This is a genomic window from Pseudomonas sp. Seg1 (genome assembly GCF_018326005.1).
GTDB lineage: Bacteria > Pseudomonadota > Gammaproteobacteria > Pseudomonadales > Pseudomonadaceae > Aquipseudomonas.
This window is the reverse complement of record NZ_AP021903.1, coordinates 5,148,795-5,161,913: the sequence shown is the minus strand read 5'-3', so window position 1 is coordinate 5,161,913 and position 13,119 is coordinate 5,148,795. Positions and strand designations below refer to the sequence as shown.

The following is a 13,119-nucleotide window of genomic DNA, read 5'->3' as shown; positions in this document are numbered from 1 at the left end:
TCGCATTTTTTGTACTGAGTCAGGCAACTAAGCTCTGTCCCATCGCCAGACATGGCATTCGGACACGGGAGCAACAGATGATCGGTTTCACCACACTCAAACGCGTTCTACTCGCCACCGCTTCCCTTGGCTTTGCCGCGCATGCCGCCGCTGCCAACCTGACCCTGGATGTCTACAACCCGGGCACCAACGCCATCTTTCCGGTGACCTCGGTACTGGTCAGCGGCGCAAAAGACGCGATCCTCGTCGATGCGCAGTTCGGCAAATCCCAGGCCGAGCAAGTGGTGGAAAAGATCCGCGCCAGCGGTAAGCACCTGACCACCATTTACATCAGTCACGGTGATCCGGATTACTATTTCGGCCTCGACACCCTGACCAAAGCCTTCCCCGACGCCAAGGTACTGGCCTCGCAACCGACCGTGGATCACATCACCAAAACCGTCGCAGGCAAACTGGCGTTCTGGGGTCCGAAAATGGGCGCCGACGTGCCAGCGAAAACCATCGTGCCGGGCGTGCTCAAGGGCGACAGCCTGATGCTCGAAGGGCAGAAATTGCAGGTGGTCGGCCTTGACGGCAAACAACCGGATCGCAGCTTCGTGTGGATTCCATCGCTCAAGGCTGTGGTCGGTGGCGTGGTTGTCGCCGAGAACATCCATGTCTGGATGGCCGATACCCAGACCGCGCAATCCCACGCCGACTGGCTGCAAACCCTGCACTCGATCGAAACCCTCAAGCCGAAAACCGTGGTGCCGGGGCATTACCTGGGTGAAAGCAGCCGCTCGCTGGCCAGCGTGAAATTCACCGCCGACTACATTAAGGCTTTCGATCAGGAAACGGCCAAGGCCAAAGACTCCGCTGCGCTGATCGCGGCAATGAAAAAGCGCTACCCGACACTGGGCGAGGAGAGCTCGCTGGAGCTGAGCGCGAAAGTCGCCAAGGGCGAAATGCAGTGGTAAGCCGAATCTGAAAACGCAGCACTCTCAAGCCAACTGGAGAATGTCATGAGCAAGATCGCAATCATTGGTGCCACCGGCCGTGCCGGTAGCCAACTGCTGGAAGAAGCCCTGCGTCGCGGCCATAGCGTTACTGCTATCGCCCGCGATACTTCGAAGATCGGCGCCCGTGCCGGCGTGGTCAGCAAGAATGTCGATGTGCTGGATGCGGCGGCGCTGCAAGATGCCGTTGCCGGGCACGATGTCGTGATTACCGCCGCGCACTTCGCCACGGTGCCGGCCAGCGCGATTGTCGGGCCGGTGAAACAGGCGGAGGTGAAGCGTCTGTTGGTGGTCGGCGGTGCCGGTTCACTGTTGCTTCCGGACGATACGCGAGTGATCGACAGCGCAGGCTTCCCGGCGGAGTACAAAGCAGAGGCCAGTGCGGGTGCGGCGTTTCTTGAGGCGTTGCGTCAGGAGCAGGAGCTGGACTGGACCTTTCTGTCGCCGTCGGCGGAGTTTGTTGAAGGTGAGCGCACGGGGAGTTTCCGTGTCGGCCAGGATCATCTGCTGGTGAGTGCCGAGGGGCGTAGCTGGATTACCTTTGCTGATTACGCGATTGCGCTGATCGACGAAGTGGAAACGCCGAAGCATTCACGCCAGCGGTTTACTGTCGGGTACTGAGTGAATCCTTGCCCCTCACCCCAGCCCTCTCCCGAGGGAGAGGGAGCCAACCGAGGTGTATTGCTTCATACATTGACCTGAAAAACCGAGTCGATTATGGATTCAACACAGTAATTTCACGTCGGCGTATTTCTATAACATCCCCCAATCAGTCCCCTCTCCCTCGGGGAGAGGGCTAGGGTGAGGGGAAAAGCCTCAGCGCAAATGGGCCTGCTCAACCAGCCAGATCATCAATTCTTCCAGCTGCGGCGATGGCTCGGTTCCCGCAGGCACCACCACGTAATACGCCAACCCCGTCTTCACCTTCAACTCAAACGGCATCACCAGTCGTCCGGCACGCAAGTCATCGCCGATCAACGACCAGTCGCCAATCGCCACTCCTGTCCCGTGCGACGCCATCGACATCGCCTGATCCAGCGTTTCGAAATGCTGGCCCATGTTCACGTTATTGAGCTGCAACTCCGCCGCCGTCAGCCACACCTTCCAGTCCTTCGTGTCGGCAGTCGGATGTAGCAACAAGTGCTGTTGCAGATCGGCCAGCTCGGACAACGCTGGCGGGCCTTTCAACAATGCCGGTGAACAGACCGGGGTCAGTTGTTCATCGAACAGATGCAGCGCGGTCGCCGAGTTATCCGGTGGCGTTCCATAAATCACCGCCGCATCGAATTGCTCGCGTTGAAAGTCGACGCCATGCGCCAGTGTGGTGGTCAGCTTGACCGGCACATCCGGGCGCTCTTTCTGCCATTGCAGCAGGCGCGGTACCAACCAGCGCATCACACAGCTCGGCGCTTTGAGTTGCAGGGTTTCGCGTTTGAGGCCGATCTGCTCGGTGGCTTCGCTGATCAGGCCGAACACCTTCTCCACCCGTGGCAGCCATTCGCGTCCTTCGGCCGTCAGTTCCAGACCTCGGGCCAGGCGAATGAACAGCTCATACCCCAGATGATCTTCCAGCCCGGCAATCTGCCGGCTCACGGCGCCCTGGGTGATGTGCAACTGCTCGGCGGCCCGGGTGAAGTTGCAGCACTGCGCGGTGATCAGAAACGTATGCAGGGCGGGCAGGGGTGGCAGTCGTTTCATGTGGATCCAAGGTATGACGTGAGGACATGGCTAGTATGACTTTTAATCGATTGTTGCGGCTACCTGCCCACCGTTCAATGAGCCCATTGAAGGGCCCTTTGTAGGAGTGAGCCTGCTCGCGATAGCGGTGTGTCAGTCACCGTAATGTTGAATGCGAAGACGCCATCGCGAGCAGGCTCACTCCTACACAAAGGCCTTGTGTCTCAAATGAACAAGAAGGGCAATGACATGGCGACGTGTGGCGAAATACTGGTCAAGTTACTCGAAGGTTACGGGGTCGAGCAGGTGTTCGGGATTCCCGGCGTGCACACCGTGGAGCTGTATCGCGGGCTGGCCCGTTCGAGCATCAACCACGTCACCCCACGGCATGAGCAGGGCGCCGGTTTCATGGCTGACGGCTACGCCCGCACCAGCGGCAAACCGGGGGTGTGCTTCATCATCACCGGGCCGGGCATGACCAATATCACCACGGCGATGGGCCAGGCCTACGCCGACTCGATCCCGATGCTGGTGATCTCCAGCGTGCAGACCCGCAACCAGTTGGGCGGCGGCCGTGGCAAGCTCCATGAGCTGCCGAACCAGAGCGCATTGGTCGGCGGCGTTGCTGCGTTTTCCCACACGCTGATGTCGGCGTCGGAGTTACCGGGCGTTCTCGCTCGCGCATTCGCTTTGTTCCAGGCCGGGCGCCCGCGTCCGGTGCACATCGAGATCCCGCTGGACGTGTTGGTGGAAGAGGCCGATGACTTGCTCGCAAGCGTCCCGGTCAACATCGACCGCGCCGGTGCCGCACCCGCTGCCGTCAGCCGCATGAGCGAGTTGCTGGCCGGCGCTCAACGCCCGCTGATCCTTGCCGGTGGCGGTGCCATCGATGCCGCTGCCGAAATCACCGAACTGGCCGAACTGCTCGATGCTCCGGTGGCGCTGACCATCAACGCCAAAGGCATGTTGCCGTCCAGCCATCCACTGCTGATCGGCTCGACGCAAAGCCTGCTCGCCACTCGCGCACTGGTCGCCGATGCCGACGTGGTGCTGGCGATCGGTACCGAACTGGCCGAAACCGATTACGACGTCACCTTTGCCGGCGGTTTCGAAATTCCCGGCAAGTTGCTGCGCATCGACATCGACGCCGACCAGACCGTGCGCAACTATCCGCCGCACGTCGCCCTGGTTGCCGACTCGCGCAACGCCGCACAAGCGCTGCTCAGCGCGTTGTCGCACAAGCCGCTGGCCGAACGTCGCAACGATTGGGGCCAGGTGCGTGCAGCGCGTCTGCGTGATGATCTGGCCGCAACCTGGGATGCACCGACGCTGGCGCAGACCCGCTTCCTCGAGACCGTCCTGCACGAGTTGCCCGACGCCGTGTTTGTCGGCGACTCCACGCAACCGGTGTACACCGGCAACCTCACGTTCAACCCGGAGCGGCCGCGCCGCTGGTTCAACTCGTCCACCGGTTACGGCACCCTCGGTTACGCCTTGCCGGCGGCCATCGGCGCGTGGCTCGGCGGCAGCATCGAGGGCGGCACTCGTCCGCCAGTGGTGTGCCTGATCGGCGACGGTGGTTTGCAATTCACCCTGCCGGAACTGGCCAGCGCCGTGGAGGCGCGCACCCCGGTGATCGTCCTGCTGTGGAATAACCAGGGCTACGAAGAAATTAAAAAGTACATGGTCAACCGCGCCATCGAGCCGGTCGGCGTCGACATCTACACCCCGGACTTCATTGGGGTGGCCAAGGCGCTGGGCTGCGCTGCCGAAGCGATCAGCTCGGTGGAGCAACTGCGCGGCGCGCTGCGTGCGGCGACGGATCGTCAAGGCCCGACGCTGATTGAAATCGACCAGAACCAGTGGATGCAGGCGGTGAACAAATGATCAGTTTCCCAACCACCCTCGATGGCCTCTACATCAACGGCCAATGGTCTGCTGGCCGCGAGCATTTGCGGGTGATCAACCCGGCCACCGAGGCGCTGCTAACCACGGTCAATGGCGGTGACGAACAAGCCGTTCAGCAAGCCGTGACCGCTGCCACTGACGCGTTCAAGACCTGGTCACAAACCACCGGCACCGAACGCGCTGTGATCCTGCGCAACATCGCCAACGGCGTGCGCAACGGTCGTGATCACTTGATGAAGTTGCAGTCGAGCAACAATGGCAAACCGCAATTCGAAGCGGCCATCGACGTCGATGACGTGATTGCCACCTTCGAGTACTACGCCGGGTTGGCCGAAGGCCTCGACGCGAAATTCGACAGCAACGTGGCGCTGCCCAGCGACGATTTCAGTGCACGTCTGCGTCGCGAGCCGTGCGGTGTGGTCGGGCTGATCGTGCCGTGGAATTTCCCGATGGTTACCACCGCGTGGAAACTCGCGCCGGCTCTGGCCGCCGGTTGCTGCGTGGTGCTCAAACCGTCGGAAGTCACGCCGCTGCCGGAGCTGGAACTGGCGGCGATCATTGCCGAAGCCGGACTGCCGAAGGGTGTGTTCAATGTGGTCTGCGGCACCGGTCTGGCGGTGGGCGCGCCGCTGTCCGCCGATCCGCGCATCGCCAAAATCTCTTTCACCGGCAGTAACGCGGTTGGCGTTCAGGTGATGCAGCGTGCGGCGGAAACCGTGAAGGGCGTGAGCCTCGAACTGGGTGGAAAATCGTCGTTGCTGGTGCTGGAAGATGCCGACCTGGATCTGGCCGTGGAGCTGGCCTGCGGCGGCGGTTTCTTCAACGCCGGACAGATGTGCTCGGCCACCAGCCGCGTGCTGGTCGCCGAAGAACTGGAAGAAGAATTCCTCAGCCGTCTGCAAAAGCGTGCCCAGGCGATTCGCGTGGCTGACCCGTTCGATCCGGACGTGGAGATGGGCGCACTGGTCAACCAGGCGCAATACCAGCGCGTGCTCGGCCACATCGACCGTGGTCTGAGTGCCGGGGCGAAGCTGCTGTGCGGCGGCAATCGTCCGGCGCATTTGCCGCGCGGCTATTTTTTGCAGCCGACGGTGTTCACCGACGTGCCCCTCGACAGTGCGCTGTGGTGCGAAGAGATTTTCGGCCCGGTGCTGTGCGTGCGCAGTTTCCGCAACGAGGCCGAAGCGATTGCGTTGGCCAACGACAGCCAGTTCGGTCTGGTCGCCAGTGTGGTGACGCGTAACGCCGAGACCGCTGATCGTGTCGCCAACGCCTTGCAGGCGGGGCTGGTGTGGCTCAACGCGCCGCAAGTGATCTTCCCGCAGACGGCTTGGGGCGGTTACAAGCAGAGCAGCATCGGCCGCGAATTGGGGCCGTGGGGCCTGGCCGCGTTTCAGGAAATCAAACACGTGATCCGGGCGCTCTGAAACGCCCGAAAAAGGTGAGCGTATGCCTCGCAACGAGGCATGCGTTGGCGTCATGGCTTCAATGAGTTTTTATCGATAGTCAGGTGTTTTGCACGACCTCAGGATGAACCCGTCGGCAGCGCTAAAGCCCTTGTAATACGGGGCCTGGCGCGGATCCGGCCGCGCGGATGCAACGGTTGCGACCAACCTCATACTTAAAAAAACAAAGGGAGTCCGTCATGGGCGAGCACGATCTGAACAGGCGTCAATTCATTAAAACCGTTGGCGTGGCGTCGGTGGCGGCAGCCGCCATGAGCATGCCCTTCATCCGGGCGAGCGCCAGCGACACGCGTTTCGCCGGCAAGACCCTGCGTTTGCTGACCTGGTCGGATGACACCGGCCTCGCCGCACTGCGCAACATCGCTGCAACCTTCGAAGCCAAAACCGGCGCCAAGGTTATCGCCGACCGCACCGGCAGTACCTCGGAAATGGTCGCCAAACTCAAGGCCGGCGGTGACCGTCCGCAGTACGACATCATCACCCTGGCGGGCGTCGGCGCCGAAGGCCTGGCGGCTGCCGGGCTGTTGGAAAAACCCGACCTCAACCGCATTCCCAATCTGGTCGACGTGCCGGAGAAATACCGTACCGGGGCCAACGGTCACGGCATCGGCTATCTGCTGTGGTGCAACAGTCTGGTCTACAGCACCCGCACCTTGAAAGAAGCACCGGACAGTTATGCCGCGCTGTGGGACGCCGATCTGGCACCGAACATTTTCCTGCCGCCGCCGAACTGGACCGAGGCCATGGACCTGATCATCATCGCCGCGAAACTGGCCGGTGGTGACGAGCACAACATCGAGCCGGGCTTCAAGAAACTCGCTGAACTCAAGGACCGCGTGGTGACGTTGGGCGAGAACCCGAACCAGATCGCCGAACTGTTCCGCACCGGTTCGCTGGACATGGGGGGGCTGTACGCCCCGGCGTTTTTCCCCAAACAGATCCGCGATCCTAACTACGGCCTCGGCGCCACGTTCGGCATGAAGGAAGGTTTCTACACCGACCTGATGCTCTCGGTGATGCCGAAAAATCGTCCGGGCGACACTGATCTGGCCTACGCCTTTATCGACCACTCTCTCGACCCGCTGGTGCAGGGCAAGATGGCCGAAGACATCTTCAACGGACCGGTCAACGCCAAGGCGATCATCTCCGCCGAAGCGCGCAAGAGCCCGTTCATCCTCACGCCCGAGCAGATTGCCGAGAAGGCGATCATGCACGACAACGCCTTCCTGGCGACCGTGCATGACCAATGGATTCGTCGCTATACGGAAATCTTTTCTTCCTGATCCGAATACAAACCTTCAGAACACCGCAAATCCCTGTGGGAGCTGGCTTGCCAGCGATGACGGCCTTCCTGTCGACAATGATGTCACTGACAGATTGCTATCGCTGGCAAGCCAGCTCCCACAGGGGGCGCGGTGCTTTGGAGACCTGTGTTTGTCAGTTGTTTTCCATTGACGAGATCATTGCTATGGAACATCAATCCCTGACCCAACCGGTCGGCGCCGCCGACGTGCGCCCGGCGCGCGGTATTTCGCCGACCGCGCGGGCGTGGCTTTTCCTCACGCCGTCGATGCTGTTTCTCGGCGTGCTGATTGCCGCCAGCCTGCTGGTGTTGCGCATGAGCGTCGGCACCAAAGGCGCGGAATGGAGCGGGTTCAGCCTCGCCAGTTACGCGCAATTGCTCGAACCCTATTACCTGAAATCCTTGCTGCTGACCTTGCGTCTGGCGCTGATCAGCGCGGTGATCGCCGTGGTGCTGGCGATCCCGGTGGCGTACACCATGTCGCGGCTGACCTCGCCCTTTCTGCGGCGGATTTTTCTGGCGGCGGTGTTGTTGCCGCTGTTGGTCAACCTGCTGCTGCAAAGCTATGGCTGGCTGGTGATTCTCGGCCCCGGCGGGATGTTGAATCAGGCGCTGATGGGCCTGGGCCTGATCAAGCGCCCGATCATGTTGCTGTACAACCAGAACGGTGTGCTGATGGGCCTGGTGCAGACCGCATTTCCGCTGGCCGTGCTGCCGATCGCCAGCGCCATGCGCGGCGTCGCACGTTCATACGAAGAGGCCGCCGCGACCCTCGGCGCCAGTCGTTTCCAAGTGTTCCGTCAGGTGGTTTTACCGATGAGCCTGCCGGGGATCATCACTGGCGCGACGCTGGTGTTCGCCTACAACGCCAGCAGTTTTGTCGTGCCATTGCTGCTCGGTGGCCGGCGCGTGCCGATGCTCGCGGTGATGGTGCATGACCAGATCGCTCCGCTGATGAACTGGCCCGCGGCGTCTGCGGCCGGGGTGGTGCTGATCGTCACCACGCTCGCGATCATGACCTTGTCCGAATACATCACCGGCCGCCGTCGGCGCCTGCTGGAGGCTTCGCAATGAGTGCCCTGACCAAGAAGCGCATGGCGCTGCTGCCGGGCGATACCGGCAAGTTTGCCGGGATCCTTTCCGGGTTCATTTTGCTGTTGGCGGTACTGCCGATCCTGACCATGATCGTGATGTCGTTCAGCGGTGCGTCGAACCTCGACTTTCCGCCGAGCAGCTATAGCCTGCAATGGTACAAAGCGGCGTGGCACACCTTTGTGTCGCCGGACGCCAGTGATGTGTTGAGCCTCGGTCAGGCGATGACCACCAGCCTGCTGGTGTCGTGCCTGACCATGGTCTTCGCCACGCTGATCGCGGTGCCGGCGGCGTATGCGCTGACCCGCTGCGAGTTCCGTGGCAAAGCCGTGGCGCTGCAATTGATGTCGCTGCCGCTGGTGTTCCCGATGGTGGTGTTGGGCCTGGCGTTGCTGCTGGTGTTCGACAGCCTGCCGTTCCACATGACCACGTCGCGGCTGGTGATTGCCCACGTGATTCTGGCGCTGCCGTTCGTGGTGAAAAACTGCACGGCGGCGATGCTGTCCATCGGCAGTGAAGTCGAAGAAGCCGCGCGCATGCTCGGCGCCTCGCCATTGCGGGCGATTGTCGATGTGGTGGTGCCCTTGATGAAGTCGGGAATTCTGGCGGGCATGCTGCTGGCGTTCATCGTCTCGTTCAACGAATTCACCGTGACCTATTTCCTCTACACCATCGACGTCATGACCGTGCCGATCTGGATGTACAGCCGCACCGTGTCATCGCTCGACCCTACCGTGTTCTCGTTTGCCGTGCTGATCGTGCTGATCGACTTCGTCCTCATCTGGGCGCTGGAGAAGCTGGTGGGCGAGGGCGGCGTTTCCTTTTGATTTGAGGTGCAACATGACTGGTCTGATTCTGGAAAACGTCGAGAAATTCTACGGCTCGGCTTGCGCGGTACAAGACGTCAACCTGCATTTGCCGGAAGGCAAACTGGTGTGTTTCCTCGGCCCTTCGGGGTGTGGCAAAACCACTTTGCTGCGGATGATCGCCGGCCTTGAAACCCTCAGCGGCGGCGAAATTCGCCTGGACGGCGAAGACATCGGCCATACCCCGGCGCATCTGCGCAATTTCGGCATGGTGTTCCAGTCGCTGGCATTGTTCCCGCACATGACCGTCGGCGAGAACATCGCCTACCCGCTGAAACTGCGCGGGGTGAGCAAGGCCGATCAGCAGGCGCGAGTGGTGGAGTTACTGGAACTGATCCAGTTGCAGGCGATGATCGACCGGCCGGTGGCCAAGCTCTCCGGCGGTCAACGCCAACGCGTGGCGATTGCCCGGGCGATTGCTTCGCACCCGAAAATCCTCTTGCTCGACGAACCGCTGTCGGCGCTCGACGCCAAATTGCGCGAGTCGATGCAGGTGGAAATCCGCCAACTGCAACAACGCCTGAACATCACCACGATCATGGTTACCCACGATCAGCGTGAGGCCATGACCATGGCCGACATCGTCGTGGTATTGGGCGAGCACAAGGTGCAGCAAGTGGGCACGCCGATTGAAATCTATCGGCATCCGGCCAACGAATTCGTCGCTGACTTCATCGGTTCGGGCAACATCTTCCCGGCCACGGTGCTGGGCGACGGCAAGGTCAGCCTGCCGGGTGGTGATGCGCTGCAAGTGCCGATCTGCAGCAGCATTGTCGTGGGGCAGAAAGTGAAAATGCTGATCCGTCCGGAAGACCTGCAACTGTCCGCGCCGCAGGCAAGGGCGGGCAATCGTCTGCTCGGCAAGGTGACGTTCGTGCGTGATATCGGCGCGACCATCGAGACCACGGTGGAGTGTTCCGGGGTGACGTTTACGGCGTTGAGTACGCCGTGTCAGGGAATTGGCTTGGGGATCGGGCATCCGGTGTCGGTGACGTTGCCGGTGGAGGCGTGTCGGGTACTCGGTGCCTGATTTTGGATTGAGGTTGCCTTGACTGGCCCCATCGCTGGCAAGCCAGCTCCCACAGGTTTTTCGGGTGAGCACAAATTCTCTGTTCAGCACAAAAACCTGTGGGAGCTGGCTTGCCAGCGATGGCGTCAGTCGACACAGCGCAATGTCGGTATCAGACCGACAGCCGCAACCGCGCCAGATCTCTTAGCGGCGGTGCGCCAAACAAGCGGCTGTACTCGCGGCTGAACTGCGAAGGACTTTCATACCCCACCCGATACCCCGCCGCCGACGCTTCCAGCCCTTCGGCCAACATCAAACGCCGCGCCTCTTGCAAGCGCAGTTGCTTCTGATATTGCAGCGGACTCATCGCCGTCATCGCCTTGAAGCGGTGATGCAAGGTCGACACGCTGAGGTTCACTTCCTTGGCCAGATCATCAATGCGCAATGGCTGTTCGAAGTTGCCGTTGAGCCATTTGATCGCTTGGCTGATGCGGTGGCTTTGACTGTTGGCAATCGCGATCTCATACAAACGATGGCCCTGCGGACTGCGCAGCAGGCGATAGAGAATCTCCCGGCGAATCAGCGGCGCGAGCATTGCGATGTCCTTCGGTGCATCGAGCAAGCGCGCCAGACGCAGCACGGCATCGAGCATCGAACTGTCGATCTGTTCGACGTACAAACCCCGTCCAGTCGGCCGGGTCGGCACGCCCATGGGGCCGGCGTCGGCGATCAGCGCGGTGATTTCCGCCGGGTCGATATCCAGGCGAACCGCGAGGATCGGCTCCTGCGGCGAAACATTGACCACACGCCCACTCAACGGCATCGAAACCGATACCACCAGATAATTCAGCGGATCGTAATTGAAGTACTCATCGGCCAGACGCACTTCTTTGCGACCCTGCGCCATGATGCACAGCGCCGGTTGCGCGAGCACCGGGGCAAAGTCGTGGGATTGGGTGTGGCGCGACATGAACAGCGAGCCGATGGCGGTCTCATAGCTGCCATCGTCGGTGGTGTTGCGGCGGATGATTGCCGCCAGTTCCGCGCGCTGTTTTTCCATGTCGGCGTCGGGCGGGGCTTGAAAACGATCGAATGACGTCATGCACGGCATCCTCGGCAGGGGAGGTGGAATGGAGCAGAGCATATGTTTGTGCAAGCGAGAGCGGTAGACACATCCTGCGAAATGCTTGCCTGATTCTGCTTGGGCCTGGGTAGGTGGCCATCCATAGCAGGACGTAGAACGGCAAACTTGCTTGATACCCCGTGTGACAGCCATGTGACTGTGTTTTACAGGTTGTTACACCGCTTGCGTGCAGTCTCGCAGGATTGTGCAATGCGGCGGCAGGAATCGACTAACGGCGTCGGTCATCCGGCCCTTAACCTTGGATCCTGTCGCAGCCCGTCCCCCGGCTGCCACGCGACTCCCTGGGAGGGTTGAACATGTCCAAGCAGATTCCCGTCAGTCATATGGCCTTCGTTCGAGCGCGCGCCGGGCGTTCGGCGGAACTCGGTGTACGCCTCAGCGCGTTGATCGAACCGTCCCGTGCCGCCCCCGGTTGCCTGAGCTTTGCCTTGCAGCATTCGCAGTGTGATCCCGAGTTGTGGCTGGTCTCCGGGTTCTGGAGCAATCAGCAGATGATGACCGCGTACTTCAACAGCCCGTCGATGGAAATCTTCGCCGAGCTGGTGCAGGACCTGGTGGTCAACAGTCTGGATTTCCACACGTTCAAGGATGTTTCGGCGGCGCAAGCCCTCGGTCAATGCCCGGCACCGGTACACAAACTCGCCGGTTGAGGGTTTAATGTCCGGCTTAATTGACTGAGCCAGGACTTGCGACATGGCACGTAAAGAGTTCGAACACTTCGAAGCAGTATCCGCTGTCGTCCCCGTCGAACTGGGTGGCAACAAGGGTTATCACGCGGCAATCGCGGTCAAGGCCCTGGTCGATGGCGGTGCACCACGCTTTCACAAACTGCTGGATGATCAGGTGTTCCCCGGCGCCATCGCTGCCGACGAGGCCGCCATCAATGAGCTGGATAAACTCAAGGGCGTCACTGACGACGCCGAGTTGATCTGGTAACGCGTTACTTCGTTGCGCCCGGACGCCACATCTTGAACAGGGCCTCAGGCCCCAGCTGGAAATAATCCGCCGGCCCGCCGCCGCGCAGAATCGGTTCTGCCGCGGCGGTGTCGTAGATGCCGTCCTTCAACAGCCACTTGGCGATATGCACGGCGACCACTTCGCCGAGGATCAGCCAGCTCGGCACGGTCTCGCCGTCGGCACGCTGCAACTGAATGATCTGCGTGACCTTGCACTCGAAGGACACCGGGCTTTCGGCGACCCGTGGCACTGAAATCACTTTCGACGCCACCGTGGTCAGTCCCGCCAACTCGAATTCGTTGACCTCAGGCGCGACCATCGCGCAGCTCTGGTTCATTTGTTCGGCGAGTGGGCGGGTGGCGAGGTTCCAGACGAATTCGCCGGTCTGCTCGATATTGTTCAGGCTGTCTTTGCGCCCGACACTGGAGAAACCAATGATCGGCGGAATGTAGTTGAAGGCGTTGAAGAAACTGTACGGCGCCAGGTTCAACTGGCCATTGGCATCCTGCGAGGAAATCCAGCCGATGGGGCGTGGGCCGACGATGGCGTTGAACGGATCGTGGGGCAGGCCGTGGCCATTGGCGGGTTCGTAGAAGTGGATGTCATCGGGCATGGCTGGGGCTCTTGGAGATGGCTGGATCAGGTGGCCAATAGTGCAAGCACGATCAAACAATTTCCAGTCAGGCACTGATATTCCATCCA

The 13,119-nt window shown here is 61.1% G+C and carries 13 protein-coding genes; 10 read left to right on the top strand and 3 right to left on the bottom strand.

The window, feature by feature from the left end:
- Positions 1-77: 77 nt before the first annotated feature.
- Entirely contained in the window at positions 78-956 is an 879-nt protein-coding gene (locus tag KI231_RS23150; RefSeq protein ID WP_103305522.1) for an MBL fold metallo-hydrolase, read from the top strand.
- A gap of 45 nt (positions 957-1,001) precedes the next feature.
- Positions 1,002-1,616, top strand: a complete 615-nt coding sequence (locus KI231_RS23145; RefSeq protein ID WP_213026440.1) for an NAD(P)-dependent oxidoreductase — start codon at positions 1,002-1,004, stop codon at positions 1,614-1,616.
- Between the two features lie 195 nt (positions 1,617-1,811).
- Here the strand turns inward: KI231_RS23145 and KI231_RS23140 are convergent, their stop codons facing one another.
- The gene (locus KI231_RS23140; RefSeq protein WP_103305524.1) at positions 1,812-2,693 is read right to left on the bottom strand and encodes a LysR substrate-binding domain-containing protein; all 882 of its coding nucleotides are present in this window, start codon (positions 2,691-2,693) and stop codon (positions 1,812-1,814) included.
- Positions 2,694-2,921: 228 nt separating this feature from the next.
- Here KI231_RS23140 and KI231_RS23135 point away from each other — a divergent pair, with 228 nt between their 5' ends.
- The 6 genes from KI231_RS23135 to KI231_RS23110 all read left to right on the top strand — a co-directional run bounded on the left by KI231_RS23135 (position 2,922) and on the right by KI231_RS23110 (position 10,337).
- Positions 2,922-4,559 carry a 5-guanidino-2-oxopentanoate decarboxylase gene (locus tag KI231_RS23135; protein WP_213028831.1) on the top strand — a complete coding sequence of 546 codons (1,638 nt, stop codon included), beginning with the start codon at positions 2,922-2,924 and terminating at the stop codon, positions 4,557-4,559.
- Positions 4,556-6,007 (top strand): aldehyde dehydrogenase family protein, encoded by a 1,452-nt coding sequence (locus KI231_RS23130; protein ID WP_213026439.1) that lies wholly within the window; start codon positions 4,556-4,558, stop codon positions 6,005-6,007. Before KI231_RS23135 ends, KI231_RS23130 begins: the two co-directional genes overlap by 4 nt.
- Before the next feature lie 218 nt (positions 6,008-6,225).
- The gene (locus tag KI231_RS23125; RefSeq protein ID WP_213026438.1) at positions 6,226-7,329 is read left to right on the top strand and encodes an ABC transporter substrate-binding protein; all 1,104 of its coding nucleotides are present in this window, start codon (positions 6,226-6,228) and stop codon (positions 7,327-7,329) included.
- Between the two features lie 185 nt (positions 7,330-7,514).
- Positions 7,515-8,423 carry an ABC transporter permease gene (locus KI231_RS23120; RefSeq protein WP_103305527.1) on the top strand — a complete coding sequence of 303 codons (909 nt, stop codon included), beginning with the start codon at positions 7,515-7,517 and terminating at the stop codon, positions 8,421-8,423.
- Positions 8,420-9,268, top strand: a complete 849-nt coding sequence (locus tag KI231_RS23115; RefSeq protein WP_213026437.1) for an ABC transporter permease — start codon at positions 8,420-8,422, stop codon at positions 9,266-9,268. Before KI231_RS23120 ends, KI231_RS23115 begins: the two co-directional genes overlap by 4 nt.
- A 13-nt stretch (positions 9,269-9,281) precedes the next feature.
- A complete protein-coding gene (locus KI231_RS23110) occupies positions 9,282-10,337 on the top strand; it encodes an ABC transporter ATP-binding protein (RefSeq protein ID WP_213026436.1) in 1,056 nt (351 codons plus the stop codon).
- A gap of 151 nt (positions 10,338-10,488) precedes the next feature.
- Here KI231_RS23110 and KI231_RS23105 read toward each other — a convergent pair whose 3' ends face one another.
- On the bottom strand, positions 10,489-11,418 hold the full coding sequence (locus tag KI231_RS23105; protein ID WP_213026435.1) for an AraC family transcriptional regulator: 930 nt from the start codon (positions 11,416-11,418) through the stop codon (positions 10,489-10,491).
- A 338-nt stretch (positions 11,419-11,756) separates the two neighbouring features.
- Here KI231_RS23105 and KI231_RS23100 point away from each other — a divergent pair, with 338 nt between their 5' ends.
- Together KI231_RS23100 and KI231_RS23095 are read left to right on the top strand one after the other, a co-directional pair.
- Positions 11,757-12,110, top strand: coding sequence for a putative quinol monooxygenase (locus KI231_RS23100; RefSeq protein WP_213026434.1), 354 nt, complete (start codon positions 11,757-11,759; stop codon positions 12,108-12,110).
- Between the two features lie 43 nt (positions 12,111-12,153).
- Entirely contained in the window at positions 12,154-12,396 is a 243-nt protein-coding gene (locus KI231_RS23095) for a hypothetical protein (RefSeq protein ID WP_207983792.1), read from the top strand.
- Between the two features lie 4 nt (positions 12,397-12,400).
- Here the strand turns inward: KI231_RS23095 and KI231_RS23090 are convergent, their stop codons facing one another.
- A complete protein-coding gene (locus KI231_RS23090) occupies positions 12,401-13,030 on the bottom strand; it encodes a flavin reductase family protein (RefSeq protein WP_095121359.1) in 630 nt (209 codons plus the stop codon).
- Between the last annotated feature and the right edge of the window lie 89 nt (positions 13,031-13,119).

Bases quoted from the DNA above. Each gene is read 5' to 3' on its own strand.
- KI231_RS23120 (WP_103305527.1), top strand. From the start codon at position 7,515: ATGGAACATCAATCCCTGACCCAACCGGTCGGCGCCGCCGACGTGCGC.
- KI231_RS23135 (WP_213028831.1), top strand. From the start codon at position 2,922: ATGGCGACGTGTGGCGAAATACTGGTCAAGTTACTCGAAGGTTACGGG.
- KI231_RS23115 (WP_213026437.1), top strand. From the start codon at position 8,420: ATGAGTGCCCTGACCAAGAAGCGCATGGCGCTGCTGCCGGGCGATACC.
- KI231_RS23105 (WP_213026435.1), bottom strand. From the start codon at position 11,418: ATGACGTCATTCGATCGTTTTCAAGCCCCGCCCGACGCCGACATGGAA.
- KI231_RS23100 (WP_213026434.1), top strand. From the start codon at position 11,757: ATGTCCAAGCAGATTCCCGTCAGTCATATGGCCTTCGTTCGAGCGCGC.
- KI231_RS23145 (WP_213026440.1), top strand. From the start codon at position 1,002: ATGAGCAAGATCGCAATCATTGGTGCCACCGGCCGTGCCGGTAGCCAA.
- KI231_RS23095 (WP_207983792.1), top strand. From the start codon at position 12,154: ATGGCACGTAAAGAGTTCGAACACTTCGAAGCAGTATCCGCTGTCGTC.
- KI231_RS23110 (WP_213026436.1), top strand. From the start codon at position 9,282: ATGACTGGTCTGATTCTGGAAAACGTCGAGAAATTCTACGGCTCGGCT.
- KI231_RS23130 (WP_213026439.1), top strand. From the start codon at position 4,556: ATGATCAGTTTCCCAACCACCCTCGATGGCCTCTACATCAACGGCCAA.
- KI231_RS23125 (WP_213026438.1), top strand. From the start codon at position 6,226: ATGGGCGAGCACGATCTGAACAGGCGTCAATTCATTAAAACCGTTGGC.
- KI231_RS23150 (WP_103305522.1), top strand. From the start codon at position 78: ATGATCGGTTTCACCACACTCAAACGCGTTCTACTCGCCACCGCTTCC.
- KI231_RS23090 (WP_095121359.1), bottom strand. From the start codon at position 13,030: ATGCCCGATGACATCCACTTCTACGAACCCGCCAATGGCCACGGCCTG.
- KI231_RS23140 (WP_103305524.1), bottom strand. From the start codon at position 2,693: ATGAAACGACTGCCACCCCTGCCCGCCCTGCATACGTTTCTGATCACC.